The following is a 23,458-nucleotide window of genomic DNA, read 5'->3' as shown; positions in this document are numbered from 1 at the left end:
TCACCTTACGTTCCGAAGGTTGGCCCTTTACCGACGCCAACTCGGTTTACATGCCTGCAATGTTCACCCTGCCGACGCTTTTCGGCCAACATCACTTGAGGGGACTGACATGTACGCGCCTGGATGTCACTCTTCCTCACAACCGCCGCACAACTTCACAGCAACCGCAACCCGGCGCCCCACGCCGGGCGAGGACTCCCCCACCACAAGGAGCTTGTGTGACCCCCCTCTACGCGCGTCACAAGCGCTCGACTCTGGCCATCGCCACCGCCGTCGCCGCCGGAGCCCTGCTCACCACCGGTCTGACCACCGGCACCGCGGCCGCCGCCCCCACCAAGGCGGACGCCGCGACCGCGGCCCGCCCGGCGGCCGCCCCCACCGCGCTCTCGGCCGCGACCCGCGTCTCGCTCATCAAGGAGGCGCAGGCGGACGTCGCCGAGACGGCGCAGAAGATAGGCCTGGGCGCCAAGGAGAAGCTGGTCGTCAAGGACGTCGTCAAGGACGCCGACGGCAGCACCCACACCCGCTACGAGCGCACCTACGCGGGCCTGCCGGTCCTCGGCGGCGACCTCGTCGTCCACACCTCGAAGGCCGGCAGGACCGAGGGTGTGACCAGAGCCGTGAAGGCCGCCATCAAGGTCGCCTCCCTCAAGGCGCAGCTCACCCCGGCCAAGGCCGAGAAGCAGGCGGTCAGCGCCGCCAAGACGCTGGGCTCCACCAAGTCCGCGGCCGACGGCGCCCGCAAGGTGATCTGGGCCGGCTCGGGCAAGCCCGTCCTCGCCTACGAGACGGTCGTCGGCGGCCTGCAGGACGACGGCACCCCCAACCAGCTGCACGTCATCACCGACGCCGCCACCGGCAAGAAGCTCTTCGAGTACCAGGGCATCGAGAACGCCACCGGCACCGGCAAGACGCTGTACTCGGGCACCGTCAGCCTGACGACGAACCTGTCGGGTTCGACGTACCAGCTGTACGACACCACGCGCGGCGGCCACAAGACGTACAACCTGGCCCACAAGACCTCGGGCACCGGCACGCTGTTCACCGACGCGGACAACGTGTGGGGCACCGGCGCCGCCTCCAGCTCCACCACCGACCAGACGGCGGCCGCCGACGCCGCCTACGGCGCGCAGGAGACCTGGGACTTCTACAAGTCCACGTTCGGCCGCTCCGGCATCAAGAACAACGGCGTCGGCGCCTACTCCCGCGTCCACTACGGCAACTCGTACGTGAACGCCTTCTGGGACGACAGCTGCTTCTGCATGACCTACGGCGACGGCTCCGGCAACACCCACCCGCTGACGTCCCTGGACGTCGCCGGGCACGAGATGAGCCACGGCGTCACCTCCAACACCGCGGGCCTGAACTACTCGGGCGAGTCCGGCGGTCTGAACGAGGCGACCTCCGACATCTTCGGCACCGGTGTGGAGTTCTACGCCGCGAACTCCTCCGACGCCGGCGACTACCTCATCGGCGAGAAGATCAACATCAACGGCGACGGCACCCCGCTGCGCTACATGGACAAGCCCAGCAAGGACGGCGGCTCGGCGGACTACTGGTCCTCCTCCGTCGGCAACCTGGACGTCCACTACTCCTCGGGTGTGGCGAACCACTTCTTCTACCTGCTCTCCGAGGGCAGCGGCAGCAAGACGATCAACGGCGTGAGCTACAACTCGCCGACGTCCAACGGCTCCACGGTCACCGGCATCGGCCGCGCCAAGGCGCTGCAGATCTGGTACAAGGCGCTGACGACGTACTTCACGTCGACGACGAACTACAAGTCGGCACGCACCGGCACGCTGAGCGCGGCGGCCGCGCTCTACGGCTCCGGCAGCACCGAGTACAACGCGGTGGCGGCGGCCTGGTCCGCGGTCAACGTCAGCTGACCCGAGGGGGGTTGGCGGGCGGCACCCGGGGAGAGGACTTCCCCGGGTGCCGCCCTACTCTTGTGTCCCATGCCCCCGAGCGACTTCACGTACGACGACATCGGCGCGACCCGGCGCGGCGGGTTCTGCCCGCCGGGCTTCCACCAGCTGCATGTGCGTACGCGCATCGGCGAGGGCGAGAAGGTCTTCCGCCGGGCCTCCGAGGCGGTGCTGACCTGGGAGATGCACCGGGAGATGGGCGTCGGCATCGAGGCGAGCGCGGACCGCGCCGCCGCCGACGTCGACGTCACGGTCACCCTCGCCGGAATGATCAAGGCCCCCTGCCGGATCGTCTACACGGTCGACGAACCCCGCCGCGCCGGCTGGGCGTACGGCACGCTGGCCGGACATCCCGAGTGCGGCGAGGAGGCGTTCGTCGTGGACCGCACCGGCGACGGCACCGTATGGCTGACGGTGTCGGCGTTCAGCCGCCCGGCCAAGTGGTACGCGCGAGCGGGCGGGGCGGCCACCCGCGGCCTGCAGAACGCGTACGCGCGGCGCTGCGGGAAGGTGCTGCGCCGGATGTGCGCCGACCTCGCGGAGTGGTGACGCCCCCGCGGCCCGAACCGGGCGGGACGGCCGTACGACCGCGCCCCCGCCCGGCACCGCCGGACCGCTAGCGCATCAGCACCCCCGCCCCCTCGCCGGTCTCCTCGCTGGGCACCGCCACCAGTCCCAACTCCGCGCCGGAGGCCAGCAGTCGGTGCGCCGGCAGGATGCGGACGGTGTAGCCGTAGGGGCCGGTGCGGTCGAGGGAGAGGGGGCCCTCGTAGACCCAGCGGCCGTCCTGGTCCGGGGCGCCCGCCGGTTTCAGCGGGACCGCCTCGGCGTCCGCGATGCGGTCCTGGGTGTCGACCCGGCCGGAGACGGCCTGCACCTCCACGTCGTCCGGACCGAGGTCGCCGAGGGCGACGCGTACCCGCAGGGCGAGCGTGGTGCCCAGTTCCGCGGTGGCCGTGGTGGCCGACGTCTCCACGTGGTCGACCTTCACCTCGTGCCAGGCGGCCCGCACCCGCCCCTTCCAGGCGGCGAGTTCGCGCGCGGAGTCGGGGTCCATCGCGCGGTGCGCCTGCGCGGCCGGGGCGTAGAGGCGCTCCACGTACTCGCGCACCATGCGGCCGGCCAGCACCTTCGGACCGAGGAGGGTCAGGGTCTGGCGGACCATCTCGATCCAGCGGTCGGGCAGTCCGTGCTGTCCGCGTTCGTAGAAGCGGGGTGCCACCCGCTGCTCCAGCAGGTCGTACAGCGCCTCCGCCTCTATGTCGTCGCGCCGGTCCGGGTCGGTGCCCACCCCGTCCGCCGTGGGGATCGCCCAGCCGAAGTCGGGCTGGAACCACTCGTCCCACCAGCCGTCCAGGACCGAGAGGTTGAGGCAGCCGTTGAGAGCCGCCTTCATGCCGGACGTGCCGCAGGCCTCCAGCGGGCGCAGCGGGTTGTTCAGCCAGATGTCGCAGCCCGGGTAGAGCTTCTGCGCCATCGCCATGCCGTAGTCGGGCAGGAAGACGATGCGGTGGCGGACCCGGGGGTCGTCGGCGAACCGGACCAGCTCCTGGACCAGGCGCTTGCCGCCGTCGTCCGCCGGGTGCGCCTTGCCCGCCACGACGATCTGCAGGGGCCGCTCCGGGTGCAGGAGCAGTTCCATCAGCCGGTCGCGGTCGCGGAGCATGAGGGTGAGGCGCTTGTACGACGGGACCCGGCGGGCGAAGCCGATGGTGAGGACGTCGGGGTCCAGCACCCCGTCGATCCACCCCAGCTCGGCCGTTCCGGCGCCGCGCTGCCGCCACGAGGCGCGCAGCCGCGCGCGCACCTCGTCGACCAGCTGCTCGCGCAGGTTGCGGCGCAGCTCCCAGATGTCCTGGTCGGGAATGTCGGCGACGGCGTCCCAGCGGTCGGAGGCGCCGACGGTCAGCGCGTCCTCGGTGCGCTGGGCGCCGATCTGCCGGGCGCCGAGCCGGAACACCTCGGGGGCCACCCAGGTGGGGGCGTGGACGCCGTTGGTGACGGAGGTGATCGGCACCTCGTCGGGGTCGAATCCCGGCCACAGTCCGGAGAACATCTCCCGGCTGACGTGGCCGTGCAGCAGCGAGACGCCGTTGGCGCGCTGGCCCAGGCGCAGGCCCATCACGGCCATGTTGAACAGGTTGGGTTCGCCGCCGGGGTAGGTCTCCATGCCGAGCCGGAGCACGCGCTCGACGTCGATGCTCGGCAGCTCGGCGTCGGGGCCGAAGTGGTGGGCGACGAGCTCGCGGTCGAAGCGGTCGATGCCGGCCGGGACGGGCGTGTGGGTGGTGAAGACGGTCCCGGCGCGCACCGCCTCCAGCGCGGAGTCGAAGTCCAGCCCCTCGGCGCACAGTTCGGCGATGCGTTCCAGGCCGAGGAAGCCCGCGTGCCCCTCGTTGGTGTGGAACACCTCCGGCTCCGGGTGCCCGGTCAGCCGGCAGTACGTCCGCACCGCCCGCACTCCTCCTATGCCGAGCAGCATCTCCTGCAGCAGCCGGTGCTCGCTGCCGCCGCCGTAGAGCCGGTCGGTCACCCCGCGCTCGCCGAGGTCGTTCTCCTCGACGTCCGAGTCGAGCATGAGCAGGGGCACCCGGCCGACCTGGGCCAGCCAGATCCGGGCGTGCAGCCGCCGGCCGCCGGGCAGGGCGAGGGAGACCTGGGCGGGGGTGCCGTCGGGCTCGTTCAGCAGCGTCACCGGCAGCTCGTTGGGGTCGAGGACCGGGTAGTGCTCCTGCTGCCAGCCGTCACGGGAGAGCGACTGCCGGAAGTAGCCGTGCCGGTAGAGCAGTCCCACGCCGATCAGCGGGACGCCGAGGTCGCTGGCGGCCTTGAGGTGGTCGCCGGCCAGGATGCCGAGGCCGCCGGAGTACTGCGGCAGGGCGGCCGTGACGCCGAACTCGGGTGAGAAGTAGGCGACGGCGGCCGGGAGCCCGCCGGACTGCGCCTGGTACCAGCGCTCGCCGGTCACATAGTCGTTGAGGTCGTCCACGACCGCCGTCAGCCGGCGCAGGAACCGGCGGTCCTCGGCCAGCTCCGCGAGCCGCGCCGGCGACACGCTGCCGAGCAGCCGGACCGGATCGCCCTCGGAGGCGGCCCAGCGTTCGGGGTCGACGGACTGGAAGAGGTCGCGGGTCTCCGCATGCCAGGACCAGCGCAGATTGCGCGCGAGATCGCTGAGCGGCCGCAAGGGGTCGGGGAGAACGGGCCGGACGGTGAAACGACGGATAGCCTTCACTTTCCCACCTCGACGCGTGTGCCGTGCGGACGCACAACGCTGTGCGTCTCGTCGTCAACCACGACGTTATAGGTGCGAGGGGCTTCGTAACCACGGCGCGTCCAAGAGGGCGGCCACTGTCGCGGACAGTCCGAAAACCACCGCAACCTTCGCCGGTCCCCCATGGCCGACATGGCCGATTCACCCCCTGGGCCCTCTTGTGGGGCTTCTCACCGCACGAGAGGCTGCCGAAGGGGAGTCAAAGGGAGGGGAAAAACGACCATGGCACGGACGCGAAGCAGACGTCTGCGCCGGGCAGCGGGACCGACCGCGGTGGCCTGTGCCGCCGCGCTCTCGGCCGCCACCCTGCCCGCGCACGCCGCACCGGAGGGGCGGATACTCGGCGCCGGCCGGCCCGGCTCCGTCAGCGGCAGTTACCTGGTGACGCTCCAGGGGGGAACGAAGGCTCCGACGTCGGCGGGAAGGGGCATCGCCGAGAAATACGGTGCGCGAATCAGCCACACCTACGGCTCGGTCCTCAACGGCTACGCGATCGAAGCCGACGCGAGACAGGCGGCTGCGATCGCGGCCGACCCGCGCGTCGCCTCGGTGGCCCAGGACACCCGCGTCGCCCTCGACCGCACCCAGCGCACACCGCCGTCCTGGGGCCTGGACCGCATTGACCAGCCGGCCGCGCCACTGGACGGGAGGTACAGCTGGCCCTCCTCCGCCGGCGCCGGGGTGACCGTCTACGTGATCGACACCGGCATCCGGATCACCCACAAGGACTTCGGCGGGCGCGCGAGCTACGGCTGGGACTTCATAGGAAACGACAGGACCGCCTCGGACGGCAACGGCCACGGCACGCACGTCGCCGGGACCGTCGCGGGCACCGCGTACGGCGTGGCCAAGAAGGCGAAGGTGGTCGCCGTAAGGGTCCTCGACAGCTCCGGTTCCGGTACGACGTCGCAGGTCATCGCGGGGATCGACTGGGTGACCCGGCACGCGAGGAAGCCGGCGGTGGCCAACCTCAGCCTGGGCACCGTTCACAACGCCCAGCTCGACGCGGCCGTCCGCAACTCCATCGCCTCCGGTGTCACCTACGCCGTCGCGGCCGGGAACGACGGCATGCCGGCGGCCCTGCACTCCCCGGCGGACGTCAAGGAGGCCATCACGGTCGGCGCGACCGACCGCACGGACGCCCGGGCGGGGTTCTCCGACTACGGAGGCGCCGTCGACCTTTTCGCGCCAGGGGTGTCGATCACCTCGGCCTGGGGTACGAGCGACACCGCGAAGGCGACCTTCTCGGGCACGTCGATGGCGACACCGCACGCGACGGGCGCCGCCGCGCTGTACCTGGCCGGCCATCCGAGGGCCACGCCGGCACAGGTCGCCCGCGCCCTGTTCCGACTGGCGGTCTCCGGGGTAACCGGACGGGGACCCGGTTCGCCGGACGAACTGCTGCAGGTGCCGTCTTCTTAGGAACTACGTAGGAACTTCGTGGGAACTTGGCCCAGAGACGGCCCCGTTCGGTCACGAACGGGGCCAGTCTTGTGTGTAGACAAACGCGTGAGTAGTTAACAAAGTGCCGGAATGCTCACCCGAACAGGGTGGGAAGGCTCCTCCGGTACCTTTCACGACAGAAGCCACGCAGGACCCCCCTCCCCACAGCCAACCGGCCACCCACGTTGACGCGGACAGGAGCGGTCATGCCCGCCACGCACCACTCGTCAGCACCCCCGACACCCAGCGCCGAGACGCCCTGCGACCGGCCGGCCACCGCCGGCGTCGGACGCATCCCTGTCCTCGACGTCCGCCCGGTCGTCCAGCACGGCCGCCTCCCCGCGAAGGCGGTCACCGGAGAGTCGTTCGAGATCTCGGCCACCGTTTTCCGCGAGGGCCACGACGCCGTCGCCGCCAATGTCGTCCTCACCGACCCCGAGGGCCGACCGGGCCCCTGGACGCCGATGCGCGAGCTGGCCCCCGGTACCGACCGCTGGGGCGCCACCGTCACCGCCGGAGAACCCGGCCACTGGACGTACACCGTGGAGGCCTGGGGCGACCCGGTCGCCACCTGGCGCCACCACGCCCAGATCAAGATCCCCGCCGGCATGGACACGGAGCTGGTCCTGGAGGAGGGCGCACGGCTGTACGAACGGGCGGCCGCCGACGCGCCCGCGCCGGCATGCGACACCGTGCTGGCCGCGGCCGCCGCCCTGCGCGACGAGTCACGTCCGGCCGCCTCCCGGCTGGCGGCGGCGTTGACGCCGGAGGTGGACGCGGCGCTGGCCGCGCATCCGTTGCGGGAGCTGGTGACGGCCTCGGAGACGCTGCCGCTGCTGGTGGAGCGGGAGCGGGCGCTGTACGGCGCCTGGTACGAGTTCTTCCCGCGTTCGGAGGGGACCGCCGAGGAGCCGCACGGCAGTTTCCGGACCGCGGCCCGGCGGTTGCGGGCGATCGCGGCGATGGGTTTCGACGTCGTCTATCTGCCGCCGATCCATCCGATCGGCACCACGTTCCGCAAGGGCCGCAACAACACCCTCACCCCCGGCCCGGAGGATGTGGGGGTGCCGTGGGCGATCGGTTCGCCGGAGGGCGGCCACGACAGCGTGCACCCGCGGCTGGGCACGATGGAGGACTTCGCCTGGTTCGTGGAGCAGGCCCGCGCGCAGGGGCTGGAGATCGCGCTGGACTTCGCCCTGCAGTGCTCGCCGGACCATCCGTGGGTGCACAAGCATCCCGAGTGGTTCCACCACCGGCCCGACGGCACCATCGCCTACGCCGAGAACCCGCCGAAGAAGTACCAGGACATCTACCCCATCGCCTTCGACGCCGACATGGACGGGCTGGTCGCCGAGACGCTGCGGGTGCTGCGGGTGTGGATGGCGGCGGGGGTGCGGATCTTCCGGGTGGACAACCCGCACACCAAGCCGGTGGTGTTCTGGCAGCGGGTGATCGCCGAGATCAACGCCGCCGCCCCGGACGTGATCTTCCTGGCCGAGGCGTTCACCCGGCCGGCGATGATGCGCACCCTGGCCCAGATCGGTTTCCAGCAGTCGTACACGTATTTCACCTGGCGCAACTCCAAGCAGGAGCTGACCGACTACCTCACCGAGCTGTCGACGGACACGGCGGCCTACATGCGGCCGAACTTCTTCGTCAACACCCCCGACATCCTGCACGAGTACCTCCAGCACGGCGGCCGGCCCGCCTTCGAGGTCCGCGCGGTCCTGGCCGCCACCCTCTCGCCGACCTGGGGGGTGTACTCCGGCTACGAGCTGTGCGAGAACATCCCGCTGCGCCAGGGCAGCGAGGAATACCTGGACTCGGAGAAGTACCAGCTCAAACCCCGCGACTGGGAGACGGCCGAACGCCAGGGCCGCACCATCACCCCCCTGATCACCAAACTCAACACCATCCGGCGGGCGAACCCCGCCCTCCGCCAACTGCGCGACCTCCACTTCCACCACGCGGACCAGGACGCCGTCATCGCGTACTCGAAGCGGAGCGGATCGAACACTGTTCTGGTGGTCGCCAACCTCGACCCCCACCACACCCAGGAGGCCACGGTCTCGTTGGACATGCCGCAACTCGGCCTGGACTGGCACGAGTCGGTGCCGGTGCGTGACGAGCTCACCGGCGAGACCTACCACTGGGGCAGGGCAAATTACGTACGCCTCGAACCGGGCACTCGTCCGGCGCACGTGTTCACCGTCCTGCGACCGTCCACCCCGCAGATCGGAGGGTCACCCACCATATGATCGTCAACGAGCCCGTTCAGGACACCTTCGAGGACACGCCCGCCAAGGACAGGGACCCGGAGTGGTTCAAGCGCGCGGTCTTCTACGAGGTCCTCGTCCGCTCCTTCCAGGACAGCGACGGCGACGGCGTCGGCGACCTCAAGGGCCTCACCGCCAAACTCGACTACCTGCAGTGGCTGGGAGTGGACTGCCTGTGGCTGCCGCCCTTCTTCAAGTCGCCGCTGCGTGACGGCGGATACGACGTCTCCGACTACACGGCCGTCCTGCCGGAGTTCGGCGACCTCGCCGACTTCGTCGAGTTCGTCGACGCCGCCCACCAGCGCGGCATGCGGGTCATCATCGACTTCGTCATGAACCACACCAGCGACCAGCACCCGTGGTTCCAGGAGTCGCGCCGGGATCCCGACGGTCCCTACGGCGACTACTACATGTGGGCCGACGACGACAAACAGTACGGGGACGCCCGGATCATCTTCGTCGACACCGAGGCCTCCAACTGGACCTTCGACCCGGTCCGCAAGCAGTACTTCTTCCACCGGTTCTTCTCCCACCAGCCGGACCTCAACTACGAGAACCCGGCCGTGCAGGAGGAGATGATCTCGGCGCTGCGGTTCTGGCTGGACCTGGGCATCGACGGCTTCCGCCTCGACGCCGTGCCCTACCTCTACGCCGAGGAGGGCACCAACTGCGAAAACCTTCCGGCGACCCATGACTTCCTCAAACGGGTCCGCAAGGAGATCGACGCCCAGTACCCGGACACGGTGATCCTCGCGGAGGCCAACCAGTGGCCGGAGGACGTCGTCGACTACTTCGGCGACTACGAGTCCGGCGGCGACGAGTGCCACATGGCGTTCCACTTCCCGGTCATGCCGCGCATCTTCATGGCCGTACGGCGGGAGTCGCGCTACCCGGTCTCGGAGATCCTCGCCAAGACCCCCGCCATCCCCTCCGGCTGCCAGTGGGGCATCTTCCTGCGCAACCACGACGAGCTGACCCTGGAGATGGTCACCGACGAGGAACGCGACTACATGTGGGCGGAGTACGCCAAGGACCCGCGGATGCGCGCCAACATCGGCATCCGCCGCCGCCTCGCGCCCCTGCTGGACAACGACCGCAACCAGATCGAGCTGTTCACCGCCCTGCTGCTGTCCCTGCCCGGCTCGCCGATCCTGTACTACGGCGACGAGATCGGCATGGGCGACAACATCTGGCTCGGCGACCGCGACGCCGTGCGCACCCCGATGCAGTGGACACCGGACCGTAACGCGGGTTTTTCCTCCAGTGACCCCGGGCGGCTGTTCCTGCCGACCATCATGGACCCGGTCTACGGCTACCAGGTCACCAACGTCGAGGCGTCGATGTCGTCGCCCTCGTCGCTGCTGCACTGGACCCGCCGCATGATCGAGATCCGCAAGCAGAACCTGGCCTTCGGCCTCGGGTCCTACACGGAGCTCCAGTCGTCGAACCCGGCGGTGCTGGCGTTCCTGCGGGAGTACGAGGACGATCTGGTGCTGTGCGTGCACAACTTCTCCCGGTTCGCGCAGCCCACCGAGCTGGATCTGCGGATCTTCAACGGCCGGCATCCGGTGGAGCTGTTCGGCGGGGTGCGCTTTCCCGCCATCGGTGAGCTGCCGTACTTGCTGACCCTGGCGGGGCACGGCTTCTACTGGTTCCGGCTGCGCAAGGAGCCGTCGTAGGGCCACGCAGAACCCCGGGTGGAGCGTTTCCTCTGCCCCACCCGGGGCACGCATACGTAACACCCCGCCCACCCCGGGGAAAGGAATGTGACGTTATGGCGGAAACGGTCACACTTTCCGGCAAGACCAGCCCTGGCCTGCTGGAATCCCTGGACCCATTGCTCAGGGAATGGTTGCCGAGGCAGCGCTGGTTCGCGGGCAAGGGACGCCCGGTCACCGGATTCTCACTGGTAGAGGCCACCGAGCTGTTGCCGGCCGGCGGCAAGCTGGGCCTGTACCACCTGCTGGTGCGCGCCCATCAGCCGCTCACCCTGGGTGCCGAGCCGCACCCCGGTGACTGCTACCAGCTCCTGATAGGCGTGCGCGAGGCGCTGCCGCCCCGGCTGGCGCCCGCGCTGATCGGACACGTGGAGGACGGCCCGCTCGCCGGCCGGACAGTCTACGAGGCCCTGTACGACGGCCGGTCCGCCGAGGTGCTCCTGGAGGCCCTGCGCTCCGAGGCCCGCATCGGCGGGCTGCGCTTCGAGCGCGAGGCCGGCCACGAGATCCGCTCCGGACTCGTCCCACGCGTGGTGACCGCCGAGCAGTCGAACTCCTCCGTCATCTATGGAGATACGTTCATTCTGAAGCTGTTGCGCCGGGTGGTGCCCGGCGTCAACCCCGATCTGGAGCTGCCGCTGGCCCTCGCCCGGGAGGGCTGCCCCCGGGTGCCGGCGCCGACGGCGTGGGTGCGGGCGGAGCTGGGCGGTGAGCCGTACGTGCTCGGCGTGCTGCAGCCCTTCCTGCAGGGCGCCTCCGACGGCTGGGAGCTGGCGCTGCGGGAACTCGCCAAGGGCGAGGACTTCGGCAGCGAGGCCCGGGCGCTGGGCCGCGCCACCGCCGAGGTGCACACCGCGCTGGCCCGCGCCCTGCCGACCGTCACGCTCGGGCACACCCAGATGCAGCTGCTGGCCGACGGCATGACGGAACGCCTCGACGCGGCCGCGCAGGCGGTGCCCGCACTGCGGCCGTACGCGCCCGCGCTGCGCACGGCGTTCACCGCGCTGGCCGACCTGGCCGCCGAGGGCCGTACCTGGACCGCGCAGCGGATCCACGGGGACCTGCACCTCGGACAGTGCCTGCGCTCGCCGGGCGGCCAGTGGTGGCTGATCGACTTCGAGGGTGAGCCGTCGAAACCGCTGGCGGAGCGGCGGATGCCGCAGCCGACGGAGAGGGACGTGGCGGGCATGCTGCGGTCCTTCGACTACGCGGCCCACTCCGCCGAACGGCCCGACGAGGGCTGGGCCGAGACCTGCCGGGCCGCCTTCTGCACCGGATACGCCGAGGTCAGCGGCCAGGATCCACGCACCGACCCGGTGCTGCTGCGAGCATACGAAACGGACAAGGCGATATACGAGGTGCTCTACGAGGCCCGCCACCGCCCCGAATGGCTGTCCGTCCCGATGGCGGCGATAGAGCACTACGCCACGTCCGACCTGTACTGAACCGACCGACCCTCGCCGAGGAGGCGCCGCCCGTGACCCCCCGCCCCACGTCCAGCGGTTCGGATCCGAAGAGTCCGAAGAAAACGGCCGAGGAGACGGCCAAGAAGGCCGCGAAAACTGTGAAGAAGGTGGCGGAGAAGGCCGTCGCGCCGAAGAAGGCGCCGGCCGCCAGGAAGACGGCCGAGAAGACCACGCCCGAGAAGGCGGTCGCCGAGAAGGCCGCCGCGAAGAAGGCGACGCCCGTGAAGGCAGCGGCGCGCAAGGCCACGACGGGCGAGGGCACGGCGAAGAAGACCGCCGCGAAGAAGAGCCCGGCGAAGAAGGTCGTCGCGGCCAAGACCCCGGCCGAGAAGGCCCTCGCGAAGAAGGCGGTGGCGAAGAAGACCGCCGCGAAGAAGGCGGTGGCCGGGGAGACGGTCGCCGAGCAGGCCGTCGCCGCGAAGGCCGTCACGACGAAGGCGACCGCGAAGAAGGCGACCACCGCGGGGAAGACCGCGGCGGCACCGGCCCCCGTGAAGAAGGCGGCCGCGAAGAAGGCGGCCCCGTCGAAGACGGCCGCCAAGAAGACCCCGGCCGGGAAGGCCGCGACGAAGAAGGTCGCGGCCGAGGCGACCACCGTCGGTACCACCGCGTCCCAGGCCGTCGCCGCGGACACCACTGCCGCCGAGCACGCCGCCGCGAGTTCCTCCCGCGAGGTCACTGCGGCGGGTGCCGGCTCGCCGGCCCCCGTCCCCGTGCCGGAGGCCTCCGCCGCCCTGGACGCCGGCGACCGCGAGCGGCTGCTCGCCGGTACGCATCACGACCCGCACACCGTCCTCGGCGCCCACCTCGTCCCGGGCGGGGTCGCCTTCCGCGTCTTCCGGCCGTACGCGCTGGCCGTGACGGTCGTCGCGGGGGAGCTGCGGGCGGAGCTGCACGACGACGGGGACGGGTTCTTCTCCGCACTGGTGCCCCTGGCCGAGGTTCCGGCCTACCGGCTCCAGGTGACGTACGAGGGCACCGTCCAGGACACCGACGACGCCTACGGATTCCTGCCGACGCTGGGCGAGCTGGACCTGCACCTGATCGGGGAGGGCCGGCACGAGCAGCTGTGGACCGTGCTGGGCGCACACCCGATGACCCACCAGGGCGTGGCCGGCACCCGGTTCTCGGTGTGGGCGCCGAACGCGCGCGGAGTGCACGTGGCCGGCACCTTCAACTTCTGGGACGGCACCGGCCATCCCATGCGTTCCCTGGGCTCCTCCGGTGTGTGGGAGCTGTTCCTGCCCGGGGTCGGCGAGGGCGAGCTGTACAAGTTCCAGATCACCCGCCCGGACGGCTCGAAGACCCTGCGCGCCGACCCGCTGGCCCGCCGCACCCAGGAGCCGCCGGACACGTCGTCGATAGTGACCGCCTCCCACCACGAGTGGCGGGACGAGGAATGGCTCTCCCGGCGCGCGGAACTCCCCGCCCACCAGGCCCCCTTCTCCGTCTACGAAATCCATCTGCCGTCCTGGCGACCTGGTCTGACGTACCGTCAGCTCGCCGAGCAGCTGCCCGCGTACGTCAAGGACCTCGGCTTCACCCACGTGGAGCTGATGCCGGTCGCCGAGCACCCCTTCGGCGGCTCCTGGGGCTACCAGGTCACCGGCTTCTACGCGCCCACGGCCCGCCTCGGCACCCCGGACGACTTCCGGTATCTGGTCGACGCGCTCCACCAGGCCGGCATCGGCGTCCTGATGGACTGGGTTCCGGCCCACTTCCCGCGCGACGACTGGGCGTTGGCCGAGTTCGACGGGCGGCCCCTCTACGAGCACGAGGACCCGTTGCGGTCCGCGCACCCCGACTGGGGCACCCTGGAGTTCGACTACGGCCGCCGCGAGGTACGCAACTTCCTGGTGGCGAACGCCGTCTACTGGTGCGAGGAGTTCCACATCGACGGCCTGCGGGTCGACGCCGTGGCCTCCATGCTGTACCTGGACTACTCGCGCGAGCCGGGGCAGTGGGTGCCGAACGAGCACGGCGGCCGGGAGAACCTGGACGCGGTGGCGTTCCTGCAGGAGATGAACGCGACGGTGTACCGGCGGGTGCCGGGCGTGGTGACCATCGCCGAGGAGTCCACCGCGTGGGACGGCGTCACGCGGGCCACGCACCACCGCGGTCCGGGCGGCTTCGGCGGCCTGGGCTTCGGCCTGAAGTGGAACATGGGCTGGATGCACGACTCGCTCGACTACATGAGCCACGAGCCGGTCTACCGCAAGTACCACCACAACGAGATGACGTTCTCGATGGTGTACGCCTACAGCGAGAACTACGTGCTGCCGATCTCGCACGACGAGGTCGTCCACGGCAAGCGGTCGCTGGTGTCGAAGATGCCCGGCGACTGGTGGCAGCAGCGAGCCAACCTGCGCGCCTACCTGGCCTTCATGTGGGCCCACCCGGGCAAGCAACTGCTGTTCATGGGGCAGGAGTTCGCGCAGGGAGCCGAGTGGTCGGAGGCACGCGGGCCCGACTGGTGGCTGCTCGACCCGGGCTACGGCGCCCAGGCCGACCACCGCGGGGTGCAGGACCTGGTCCGCGACCTCAACACCGTCTACCGGCACACCCCGGCCCTGTGGGAGCAGGACACCGACCCGGCGGGCTTCGAGTGGATCGTGGGCGACGCGGCGGAGGACAACGTCTTCGCGTTCCTGCGGTTCGCCGCCGACGGCAGCCCCCTGCTGGCCGTCTCCAACCTCTCCCCCGTCGTCCGGCAGGACTACCGGCTGGGCGCCCCCGACGACGTACCGGCCTGGCACGAGTACCTCAACACGGACATCGGCAAGTACGGCGGCGGCGGCGTCACCAACGCGGACGTCGTCAAGCCCGAGCCGCAGGGCTGGCACGGCCGCCCGGCGAGCATCCGCCTGACCCTCCCGCCGCTCGCGACCATCTGGCTGCGACCGGCCTGACCGCGGGGCACCGACGCCGCTCGCCCGGGTGAGAGCACCTCTCACCCGGGCGAGCGGCGTCACTCACGCGGTGACCAGCGCCTTCGGCAGTCGTCCGGTGTGCAGGACGCCCAGCCGCTGGGTGGCCCGGGTCAGTGCCACGTACAGGTCGCTCGTGCCGTACAGCCCCGGCTCCACCACCAGCACGGAGTCGAACTCCAGCCCCTTGGCCTGCCGCGGGTCGAGGAGGACCACGGTCCTCGTCAGGTCGGGCTCGGCGCCCGCCGTCACGCCGTCCAGCCGCGCGGCGAGCCTGCGGTGGAGGTGGCGGGGGGCGATGACGGCGAGCCGGCCCTCGTCGGGGGTCAGCTCCTTCACCGCCTCCGCGACCGCGCCGGGCAGGTCGTCGGTGGCGCGGACCCAGGGCCGTACGCCGGTGGAGCGGATCGAGCTCGGCGGTTCGAAGCCGGGGTTCTCGGCGCGCACCACGGCCGCCGCGAGCTCCATGATCTCGGCGGGGGTGCGGTAGTTGACGCCAAGCCGGGTGTGCTCCCAGCGGTCCTCGACGTACGGCTGGAGGATCTGCTGCCAGGAGCCGACGCCCGCCGCCTCCGCGGTCTGCGCGGGATCGCCGACCAGGGTCATCGAGCGGGTGGGGCTGCGGCGCATCAGCAGCCGCCAGGCCATCGGCGACAACTCCTGCGCCTCGTCGACGATGATGTGCCCGAACGCCCAGGTCCGGTCGGCGGCCGCGCGCTCGGCGGCGCTACGGTGGTCGTCCTCCTCCTGGCGCTCGGCGAACCGTTCGGCGTCGATGATGTCGTGCGCGGACAGGACCTCGGAGTCCTCCTCGTCCTTGTCCTCGAACTCGTAGGTGCGCGAGGCGTAGGAGACGTCCAGCACGCCCTGCGCGTAGGCGACCTGCGTCTGCCGTTCGCGATCCGCGCGCGCCCGCGCCAGCCGTTCGTCCACGCCGAGCAGTTCGGCCGCCTCGTCCAGCAGCGGCACGTCCGCGACGGTCCACTCGCGGGTCACCGGGCGGCGGACGGCGGCGGCGTCCTCGTCCGGGAGGTAACCGACGGGGTCGGCGAGGAAGTCGGCGACCAGGCGCTGCGGCGTCAGCCGCGGCCAGAGCTGGTCGACGGCGGCCCAGACCTCGGGGTTCTCCGCGAGTTCGTCGCGGATCTGGGTGATGTCGGCCTCGTCCAGCAGGCTGCCGCCGTCGTAGGGGTCGGTGCCGACGCGCTCGGCGTACAGCTCGGTGAGGGTGTTGAGGATGTGGCCCTCGAAGTGCTCGCGGGCCACGTTGTGCGGCAGTCGGGCGGCCCGGGTCTTCTCGCGGGCGACCTTCACCAGGCCGTCGTCGAGCATCAGCACCTCCCGGTCGTGCTCGATCGCGATCACCGGGTCGGGCAGCGACTGCCAGTCGGCCACGACCTCGGCGAGGACGTCCGCCATGTCGGCGCGGCCCTTCACCGCGGCCGCCTCGCGGGAGTCGGTGGCCGTCACCTTCACGCCGGGGAACAGCTCCCCGACCGTGGCGAGCAGCACGCCCGTCTCGCCGAGGGAGGGCAGCACCTCGCCGATGTAGCCGAGGAAGGCGGGATTGGGGCCGACGATGAGGACGGCCCGCTTGGCAAGGAGTTCCCGGTGCTCGTAGAGGAGGTAGGCGGCCCGGTGCAGGGCGACGGCCGTCTTGCCGGTGCCGGGGCCGCCCTCGACGACCAGGACCCCGCGGTGCGGCGCCCGGATGATCTCGTCCTGCTCGGCCTGGATGGTCTGCACGATGTCGTGCATACGGCCGGTGCGGGCGGCGTCGAGCGCGGCGAGCAGGACGGCGTCGCCGGTCGGGTCCTCGTGTCCGGTGCGCTCCCGGTCGCCGAGGTCGAGGATCTCGTCGTGCAGGCCGGTGACGGTGCGGCCGCCGGTGGTGATGTGCCGGCGCCTGCGCAGGCCCATCGGGGTGTGGCCGGTGGCCAGGTAGAACGGGCGGGCGACCTCGGCCCGCCAGTCGATGAGGATCGGGGTGCGCTCGGCGTCGTCGGTGCGCAGGCCGATCCGGCCGATGTGGTGTTTCGTCCCCGAGGTGAGATCGATCCGGCCGAAGCAGAGCGAGCCGTCGACGGCGTTCAGCGCGGCGAGCAGTCCCGACCGCTCGGCGACCAGGATGTCCCGTTCGAGCCGGGCCTGCATGGGCGTGTTTCCCTGGGCGAGCGCGTCCGTGACACCGGCTTCGGTGCCTGCGCGCAGGGCGTCCACGCGGGCGTAAAGGGTGTCGATGAATTCCTGCTCACCGCGAATTTCATCGCTGTTTGACAATTCCACTCCCGCGCCGATATACTGTGCCTACTGAACTTCTTTGCGACCGAAATCCCATGAAGTCGCGAACCATTAAATATACGCAAGAAAATCCCCCGGGCGCAATTGCCCGGGGGATTTCTTCTTGTGCCGTCGGCTCAGAGAGCGTCCTCGATCTCCGCCAGGAGCCGCCGCTTGGGCCGCGCCCCCACCATCGACCGCACCGGCTCACCGTCCCGGAACACCATGAAGGTCGGCATGGACAGCACCTTGTAGGCGTTCGTCGTCTCGGGATTGGTGTCCACGTCCAGCTGGACCACCTTCAGCCGCTCGCCCTCCTCCGCGGCGAGCGCGCTCAGCACCGGCCCCATCTGCCGGCACGGCGGGCACCAGTCGGCGGTGAACTCCACCAGTACCGGCAATGCCGAGCCGATGACCTCGGTCGTGAAATCCGCGTCGGTCACCTCGGAAACACCCGCAGCCCTGATCACAATCCCTGCCCTCCCAGTTCGCACAACGGTGGCTCCGTATCGAACGAGGCCAGCCGCACCCCGATCTGCGCCCGGACCGCCTGCAGCTCGCCGATCAGCTCGTCGAGTTCGGCCAGCTTGCGCCGGTAGACCGCGAGCGAGGCCGGGCAGGAGTCGCCCTCCGGATGTCCCGCGCGCAGACACTCCACGAAGGGCCGGGTCTCCTCCAGGTCGAACCCGAAGTCCTGGAGCGTCCTGATCTGCCGCAGCAGCCTCAGGTCGTTCTCGTCGTACGTCCGGTGTCCCAGCTCGTCGCGCCGCGCGGACAGCAGCCCGCGCGACTCGTAGTACCTGAGCGCTCGCGTCGTGGTCCCGGCCCGTGCGGCCAGCTCGCCGATTCGCATGAGTACGACGGTAGGCGTTGACGCCCGCGTCAAGGCAAGGCCGAACCGGCGGCGACGGCATGCGGAGGCCGGCCGGGATCTGAAGGCGCGAGCGACGGTCCACTGTGGTTCGCCTTCATGCGTCGGCCGTCGGCCCCGAGGCTTTCCGTCCCGGGGAGAGGGGACGGGCCGCGCGGGTCAGGGGATGTGCGGCCCGGGTCTAATGTCCGCAGACTGCCGGACCCGCACGACGGACGGGCCCGGCTGGTGTGCCTGGCCGACCGAGCGCTCGCGGCTCGGTCGGTCGCCCAGGACGTGGTCGCCGAGGTGGAGCAGGAGTGGGAGGCGCACCTGGGCAAGCGCCGCATGCACCAGCTGCGCGAAGCCCTGACCCTGCTCAGACAGATCACCGACCCGTGGGCCGGGGACGCCTAGACCGGGACCCCGGCCGCTTCCTCGACCTCCAGCAGGGAGGCGCTGCGGCGCTCCTCCTCGAACGCCCTGCGGCCGCCCCGCAGCCCGAACAGCCGCTTGGCAAGGGCGATGTAGAGCACGGCGAGGATGTTGAGGACGAGGGTGGTGATCTTCAGCCAGCTGACGTGCTCGGTGAGCTCGTAGATCTCCAGCGGCAGGAAGGCGGCGGTCGCGACGACCGTCAGGTACTCCGCCCAGCGCTTGGCGTACCAGAGGCCGACCGCCTCGACCAGCTCGATGAGCGCGTACGCCAGCAGCAGTCCGGCCACCAGCAGCAGCGTGGAGTGCTTGTAGCCGAACGTCTTCTGGATGGTGCCGACGACCGGCGAGTGGTCGAGGTCGTAGTGGAAGTGCCGGAAGACGGGCCGGAAGACGTCCAGGTACTCGTCGAAGAGCCGGCGCACCGCGTCCTGGCTGTTGCTGAACCGCCACACCGCCGCGGCCACCAGCACGATGAACACCCCGCGCACGGCCCGCTCGATCGCCAGGAAGCGCAGGATGAACAGATCGCGCAGCACCTTGCCGCGCGGCACGAGCGGCGCCTCGGACGCCGGCCCCGAGCCGTGCGGCTCACCGAGTACGAAGTCGCCGCAGCGCAGACAGCGCCACACCTCGCCGAGCGCGGTGTCGGCGTGCAGCCGGACACGGAGGCGGGGGTCGTCCGGCGCGTAGGTGACGTGCCCCTTGCGCGCACAGGTCCGCCGGTCCCAGTCGATCTTCATCCCCCGAGCCTCCATACGTGCCTACGGCCGTGCCGTCCCGGACGGTCCGGCACGGCACGGTAGTGCATCGACGTAAGAGACGACGGTCCGGGCGGGTCAGTTCGCCGCGCTGCCGACGAGTTCCCGTTCCTCCTGCTCCCGGGCCTCTTCACCGGCGCCCTTCTCGCTGCCGGGCAGCAGCAGGGCGACCACGACGGTGCCGATGCCCAGGACCACCGCTCCGATCAGGCTGGTGTGGGCGACCGCGGAGGAGAAGGACGAGCCGACCGCGTCGGCCATCTGCCGGGCGCCCGCGGCGAGTTCCCGCGCCTGCGCCTTGAGCTGCGCCGCCTGCTGCGGATCGGTCGCCCGCGCGGCCTGCGCGGCCGCCTGCCGCGCCTTCTCGGAGATGCCCTGCGCGACGGCGTATCCGGCGCCGACCGAGTCCTGGGCGGTGGCGAGTGTGGTGGCGGGGAGCCTGCTGCCGGCGGTGGCGTCCGAGAGGTGGCCGGAGTACGAGGTCGCCAGCAGCGAGCCGAGGATCGCGATGCCGAGCGAGCCGCCGAGCTCGATCGAGGTGTCGTTGACCGCGCCGCCGACGCCCAGCTGGGACTCCGGGAAGGCGCCCATGATGGCGTCCGTGCAGGGCGAGAGCGCCAGGCCGATGGCCAGGCCCAGGATGATCAGGGGGGCGAGGAAGTCGCCGTACGAGGACGTCGCGTCGATCCGGGTGAGCAGGGCGAGGGCGGTGGTGCCGCCGACCATGCCCGCGGTGACCGTCCACTTCATGCCGACCCTCGGGGTGAGCCGGCCGGTCACGGCCGAGCCGGCGAAGACGGCACCGGCGAGCGGGAGCATGCGCAGGCCCGTCTGCAGGGCGTCGTAGCCGAGAACGAACTGCAGGTGCTGGGTCAGGTAGTAGAAGGCGCCGAAGACGGCGAGGAAGAAGAGGGCGACGGCGAGGTTGGCGCCGGCGAAACCGCGGTGGGCGAACCGGCGGACGTCGAGGACCGGGCGCGGGTGGCGCAGCTCCCAGGCGACGAAGGCGAGCAGGCCGGCGCCGGCGACGACCGCGGCGGTGACCGCCTTGACGCCCCAGCCGAAGTGCGGGCCCTCGATGATCATGTAGACCAGCGAGCCGATCCAGACCACCGACAGCAGCCCTCCCACGTGGTCGACGCGGTCGCTGTGACCGGCCCTGGACGGCGGGACGAGGAAGAGCGAGGCGACGAGGGCGACGGCGGCGATCGGCACGTTGATCAGGAACGTCGAGGCCCAGCCGTGGTTCTTCAGCAGCGCGCCGGCGACGACGGGACCGGCGGCGATGGCGAGGCCCGCCGTGGCGGTCCACAGGGTGATCGCCTTGGCGCGTTCGGCCCGCGGGAAGGTCGCGGCGAGCAGGGAGAGCGTGGCGGGCATGATCAGCGCGGCGCCGGTGCCCATCACGGCGCGGGCCGCGACGACCGTCGCGGCGCTGTCGGCGAGGTAGCCGAAGACCGCACCGCCGGCGAAGACCGTGAGGCCGAGCAGGAGGGCGCCGCGGCGGCTGTACTTGTCGCCGATCGCGCCGAACAGCAGCATCAGCGCGGCGTAGGGGACGGTGTACCCGTCGATGACCCACTGCAGGTCGGCGCTGGACAGACCCAGGTCGCGGGTCATGTCGGGGGCCGCGACCGTGAGGGCGGTGTTCGCCATCACGATGATCAGCAGGCTCAGGCAGAGGACCAGGAGCGCCCACCAACGCCGGGCGTAGGGGCGCTCCGTCTGGTCGACCGGTTCGGTCAGGAAGAGTCGCATGGCAGGGGTGGCCTTCCTCGGCAACAGCGTGTCTTGCACGGTGGACTGGCACTGCGGGTTGCACAGCACTGTGCACTTGCACAACGATGTGTAATGTACGCCGATTGCACAGCCCTGTGCAAGTCGCTGCGGGGGAAGTGGGGAGAGGCACAATGTCAGCCATGACCACGGGTAGCAGCAGCCGCGCCGACGCCAACCGCCGCCGCATCCTGGACGTCGCGCTCGCCGAGCTGCTGCGCGACCCGGACGCGTCCATGGACCAGATCGCGCGCGCGGCGGGTGTCGTACGACGGACGGTCTACGGCCACTTCCCCAACCGTGAGGCGCTGGTCGGCACGCTCGTCGACGGGGCCGTGGAGGCGGTGGCGGCCGCGCACGCGGCGGGGCGGGAGAGGGCCGGGGATCCGGCGCAGGCATTGGCCTGCTCGGTCCTCGCGGTCTGGGAGGTCGCCGACCGCTACCGCATCCTGGTCTCCCTGGCCCAGCGCAGCGTCACCATGCGGGGCATCCGCGAGCGGCTCGCCCCGGTGCGCGAGGCCTCCGTCGCACTGCTGCGGGAGGGCCTGGACCGTGGCGTCTTCAGCTCCCCGCTGCCGGCGCCGGCACTGGCGTACGTGCACGAGCAGCTGCTCTTCGCGCTCATGGAGGCCGTGAACGACGGCCTGCTGCCGCCCGAGGAGGCGGGCCGCTCCGCGGCGGTCACCGCCCTGACGGCCGCGGGGGTACCGGCGTCACTGGCCGGCTCCCTGGTGACGAAGCTGGCCGACGCCTGACGCGGGTCCTGACGGGGCCCCGGACGCACGGAAGCCGAGCGGCGAGTCCACGGGGGGTGGGACTTCGCCACTCGGCTTCCGCGGCCGGGCGACTGGTCGACGGGGGGAGTGTTCAGTCGCCCGGTGCTCTCACCGGGATGCGGGGCTCAGGCCTTCGCCAGCTCCTTCTCGCCGCCCTGCTCGGGGATCTCGGCGTGGGGCTGGACGCCCTCGTCCAGGAGGGTCGTCTCGTCGAAGGGCAGCTCACCGGCGAGGACCTGCCGGACCCGCACCTTGTCGATCTCCTTGGTCCAGGTGCCGATCAGCACGGTGGCGACGGCGTTGCCCGCGAAGTTGGTCAGGGCGCGGGCCTCGCTCATGAAGCGGTCGATGCCGACGATCAGGCCGACGCCGTCCACCAGGGCGGGCTTGTGCGACTGCAGGCCACCGGCGAGCGTGGCGAGACCGGCGCCGCTGACGCCCGCCGCGCCCTTGGAGGCCAGCAGCAGGAAGAGCAGCAGCGGGATCTGCTCGCCGATCGACATCGGGGTGCCCAGGGCGTCGGCGATGTAGAGGGACGCCATGGTCATGTAGATCATGGTGCCGTCGAGGTTGAAGGAGTAGCCGGTCGGGACGGTGATGCCGACGACGGGCTTGCTGACGCCCAGGTGCTCCATCTTCGCGATGAGCCGCGGCAGCGCGGACTCGGAGGAGGAGGTGGACAGGATCAGCAGGAACTCCCTGGCCAGGTACTTGAACAGGGTGAGGATGTTCAGTCCCGCGACGGCCCGCAGCATGACGCCGAGCACGATGAAGACGAACAGCACGCAGGTCACGTAGAAGCCGAGCATCAGGACGGCGAGGCTCTTCAGCGCGTCGACACCGGCGGAGCCGACCACCGCGGCGATGGCGCCGAAGGCACCGATCGGGGCGGCCCACATGACCATGGCGAGGATGCGGAAGACGAGCCGCTGGATGTGCTCGATGCCGTTCAGGACCGGCCGGCCCGCCGGGCCCATCGCCTGCAGCGCGAAGCCGGCGAGCAGCGCGATCAGCAGGGTCTGCAGGACCTGGCCCTCGGTGAAGGCGGAGACGAACGTCAGCGGGATGATCGACAGGACGAAGTCGACGGGCGGCAGCGCGTCGGCGGACACCTGGTCGTGCCCGGAGGCCTTGATCGCGTTCGTGATGTGCAGCCCGTCGCCCGGGTGCAGGATGTTGCCGACGACGAGGCCGATGGTCAGCGCGACCAGGGACATCACCAGGAAGTAGCCGAGCGCGATACCGCCGACGGCACCGACCTTCGCGGCCTTGCGGACCGAACCGATGCCGAGCACGATCGTGCAGAAGATGATCGGCGAGATCATCATCTTGATCAGGTTCACGAAGCCGGTGCCGAGCGGCTTGAGCTCCACACCGGCGTCCGGCCAGATGAGCCCCACGGCGATGCCGAGTGCCACCGCCACGATGACGGCGATGTACAGGTAATGGGTGCGGTCCCGCTTGCGTGCGGGTGCGGCAGGTGCCGTATCGGGGGTGCTGGCGGCCACGGCTGCCCTCCTTGACGTCTTCGTCGGCATCACCGGCGTGCGG

16 protein-coding genes are annotated in these 23,458 nt (G+C 70.9%); 9 read left to right on the top strand and 7 right to left on the bottom strand.

The window, feature by feature from the left end:
- Positions 1-218 precede the first annotated feature (218 nt).
- Both FBY22_RS04440 and FBY22_RS04435 read left to right on the top strand, forming a co-directional pair.
- A complete protein-coding gene (locus FBY22_RS04440) occupies positions 219-1,886 on the top strand; it encodes a M4 family metallopeptidase (protein WP_142142584.1) in 1,668 nt (555 codons plus the stop codon).
- 69 nt (positions 1,887-1,955) lie between these two features.
- On the top strand, positions 1,956-2,474 hold the full coding sequence (locus FBY22_RS04435) for a DUF1990 domain-containing protein (protein WP_142142583.1): 519 nt from the start codon (positions 1,956-1,958) through the stop codon (positions 2,472-2,474).
- A gap of 67 nt (positions 2,475-2,541) precedes the next feature.
- Here the strand turns inward: FBY22_RS04435 and FBY22_RS04430 are convergent, their stop codons facing one another.
- Entirely contained in the window at positions 2,542-5,160 is a 2,619-nt protein-coding gene (locus FBY22_RS04430) for a glycosyltransferase family 1 protein (RefSeq protein ID WP_142142582.1), read from the bottom strand.
- A gap of 261 nt (positions 5,161-5,421) precedes the next feature.
- Here FBY22_RS04430 and FBY22_RS04425 point away from each other — a divergent pair, with 261 nt between their 5' ends.
- The 5 genes from FBY22_RS04425 (at position 5,422) to glgB (ending at position 15,011) form a co-directional block, all read left to right on the top strand.
- A complete protein-coding gene (locus tag FBY22_RS04425; protein WP_142142581.1) occupies positions 5,422-6,621 on the top strand; it encodes a S8 family peptidase in 1,200 nt (399 codons plus the stop codon).
- 227 nt (positions 6,622-6,848) lie between these two features.
- Positions 6,849-8,900: an alpha-1,4-glucan--maltose-1-phosphate maltosyltransferase gene (locus tag FBY22_RS04420; protein ID WP_142142580.1), complete on the top strand. Its 2,052-nt coding sequence runs from the start codon at positions 6,849-6,851 to the stop codon at positions 8,898-8,900.
- Positions 8,897-10,597: a maltose alpha-D-glucosyltransferase gene (gene treS, locus FBY22_RS04415; RefSeq protein ID WP_142142579.1), complete on the top strand. Its 1,701-nt coding sequence runs from the start codon at positions 8,897-8,899 to the stop codon at positions 10,595-10,597. Before FBY22_RS04420 ends, treS begins: the two co-directional genes overlap by 4 nt.
- A 95-nt stretch (positions 10,598-10,692) precedes the next feature.
- Entirely contained in the window at positions 10,693-12,081 is a 1,389-nt protein-coding gene (locus FBY22_RS04410) for a maltokinase N-terminal cap-like domain-containing protein (protein WP_142142578.1), read from the top strand.
- A gap of 32 nt (positions 12,082-12,113) precedes the next feature.
- Positions 12,114-15,011 carry a 1,4-alpha-glucan branching enzyme gene (glgB, locus tag FBY22_RS04405; RefSeq protein ID WP_260844708.1) on the top strand — a complete coding sequence of 966 codons (2,898 nt, stop codon included), beginning with the start codon at positions 12,114-12,116 and terminating at the stop codon, positions 15,009-15,011.
- A gap of 63 nt (positions 15,012-15,074) precedes the next feature.
- On the opposite strand, the gene FBY22_RS04400 is transcribed toward glgB, so the two are convergent.
- From FBY22_RS04400 to FBY22_RS04390, 3 genes are all read right to left on the bottom strand, one after another.
- On the bottom strand, positions 15,075-17,291 hold the full coding sequence (locus FBY22_RS04400) for a UvrD-helicase domain-containing protein (RefSeq protein ID WP_142147356.1): 2,217 nt from the start codon (positions 17,289-17,291) through the stop codon (positions 15,075-15,077).
- 155 nt (positions 17,292-17,446) lie between these two features.
- Positions 17,447-17,779 carry a co-chaperone YbbN gene (locus tag FBY22_RS04395; RefSeq protein ID WP_142142577.1) on the bottom strand — a complete coding sequence of 111 codons (333 nt, stop codon included), beginning with the start codon at positions 17,777-17,779 and terminating at the stop codon, positions 17,447-17,449.
- On the bottom strand, positions 17,776-18,162 hold the full coding sequence (locus tag FBY22_RS04390; protein WP_142142576.1) for a MerR family transcriptional regulator: 387 nt from the start codon (positions 18,160-18,162) through the stop codon (positions 17,776-17,778). Before FBY22_RS04390 ends, FBY22_RS04395 begins: the two co-directional genes overlap by 4 nt.
- Positions 18,163-18,348: 186 nt before the next feature.
- Between FBY22_RS04390 and FBY22_RS04385 the strand changes: the two genes are divergently transcribed.
- Positions 18,349-18,576: a hypothetical protein gene (locus tag FBY22_RS04385; protein WP_260844707.1), complete on the top strand. Its 228-nt coding sequence runs from the start codon at positions 18,349-18,351 to the stop codon at positions 18,574-18,576.
- Here FBY22_RS04385 and FBY22_RS04380 read toward each other — a convergent pair.
- Together FBY22_RS04380 and FBY22_RS04375 are read right to left on the bottom strand one after the other, a co-directional pair.
- Positions 18,573-19,337: a DUF2127 domain-containing protein gene (locus tag FBY22_RS04380; protein WP_142142575.1), complete on the bottom strand. Its 765-nt coding sequence runs from the start codon at positions 19,335-19,337 to the stop codon at positions 18,573-18,575. The genes FBY22_RS04385 and FBY22_RS04380 overlap by 4 nt on opposite strands.
- Positions 19,338-19,433: 96 nt before the next feature.
- A complete protein-coding gene (locus FBY22_RS04375; protein ID WP_142142574.1) occupies positions 19,434-21,113 on the bottom strand; it encodes an MFS transporter in 1,680 nt (559 codons plus the stop codon).
- 161 nt (positions 21,114-21,274) lie between these two features.
- Here FBY22_RS04375 and FBY22_RS04370 point away from each other — a divergent pair, with 161 nt between their 5' ends.
- Positions 21,275-21,886 carry a TetR/AcrR family transcriptional regulator gene (locus tag FBY22_RS04370; protein ID WP_142142573.1) on the top strand — a complete coding sequence of 204 codons (612 nt, stop codon included), beginning with the start codon at positions 21,275-21,277 and terminating at the stop codon, positions 21,884-21,886.
- A gap of 146 nt (positions 21,887-22,032) precedes the next feature.
- Here FBY22_RS04370 and FBY22_RS04365 read toward each other — a convergent pair whose 3' ends face one another.
- The gene (locus FBY22_RS04365) at positions 22,033-23,415 is read right to left on the bottom strand and encodes a cation:dicarboxylate symporter family transporter (protein ID WP_142142572.1); all 1,383 of its coding nucleotides are present in this window, start codon (positions 23,413-23,415) and stop codon (positions 22,033-22,035) included.
- Positions 23,416-23,458: the final 43 nt, after the last annotated feature.

This window comes from Streptomyces sp. SLBN-31 (assembly GCF_006715395.1).
Taxonomy (GTDB): domain Bacteria; phylum Actinomycetota; class Actinomycetes; order Streptomycetales; family Streptomycetaceae; genus Streptomyces.
This window is presented reverse-complemented; position numbering and strand designations above follow the sequence as displayed.

Excerpts from the sequence above, each read along its gene's own strand:
- FBY22_RS04425 (WP_142142581.1), top strand. The coding sequence starts at position 5,422 with ATGGCACGGACGCGAAGCAGACGTCTGCGCCGGGCAGCGGGACCGACC.
- FBY22_RS04375 (WP_142142574.1), bottom strand. The coding sequence starts at position 21,113 with ATGCGACTCTTCCTGACCGAACCGGTCGACCAGACGGAGCGCCCCTAC.
- FBY22_RS04390 (WP_142142576.1), bottom strand. The coding sequence starts at position 18,162 with ATGCGAATCGGCGAGCTGGCCGCACGGGCCGGGACCACGACGCGAGCG.
- FBY22_RS04370 (WP_142142573.1), top strand. The coding sequence starts at position 21,275 with ATGACCACGGGTAGCAGCAGCCGCGCCGACGCCAACCGCCGCCGCATC.
- FBY22_RS04410 (WP_142142578.1), top strand. The coding sequence starts at position 10,693 with ATGGCGGAAACGGTCACACTTTCCGGCAAGACCAGCCCTGGCCTGCTG.
- FBY22_RS04420 (WP_142142580.1), top strand. The coding sequence starts at position 6,849 with ATGCCCGCCACGCACCACTCGTCAGCACCCCCGACACCCAGCGCCGAG.
- FBY22_RS04435 (WP_142142583.1), top strand. The coding sequence starts at position 1,956 with ATGCCCCCGAGCGACTTCACGTACGACGACATCGGCGCGACCCGGCGC.
- FBY22_RS04380 (WP_142142575.1), bottom strand. The coding sequence starts at position 19,337 with ATGAAGATCGACTGGGACCGGCGGACCTGTGCGCGCAAGGGGCACGTC.
- treS (WP_142142579.1), top strand. The coding sequence starts at position 8,897 with ATGATCGTCAACGAGCCCGTTCAGGACACCTTCGAGGACACGCCCGCC.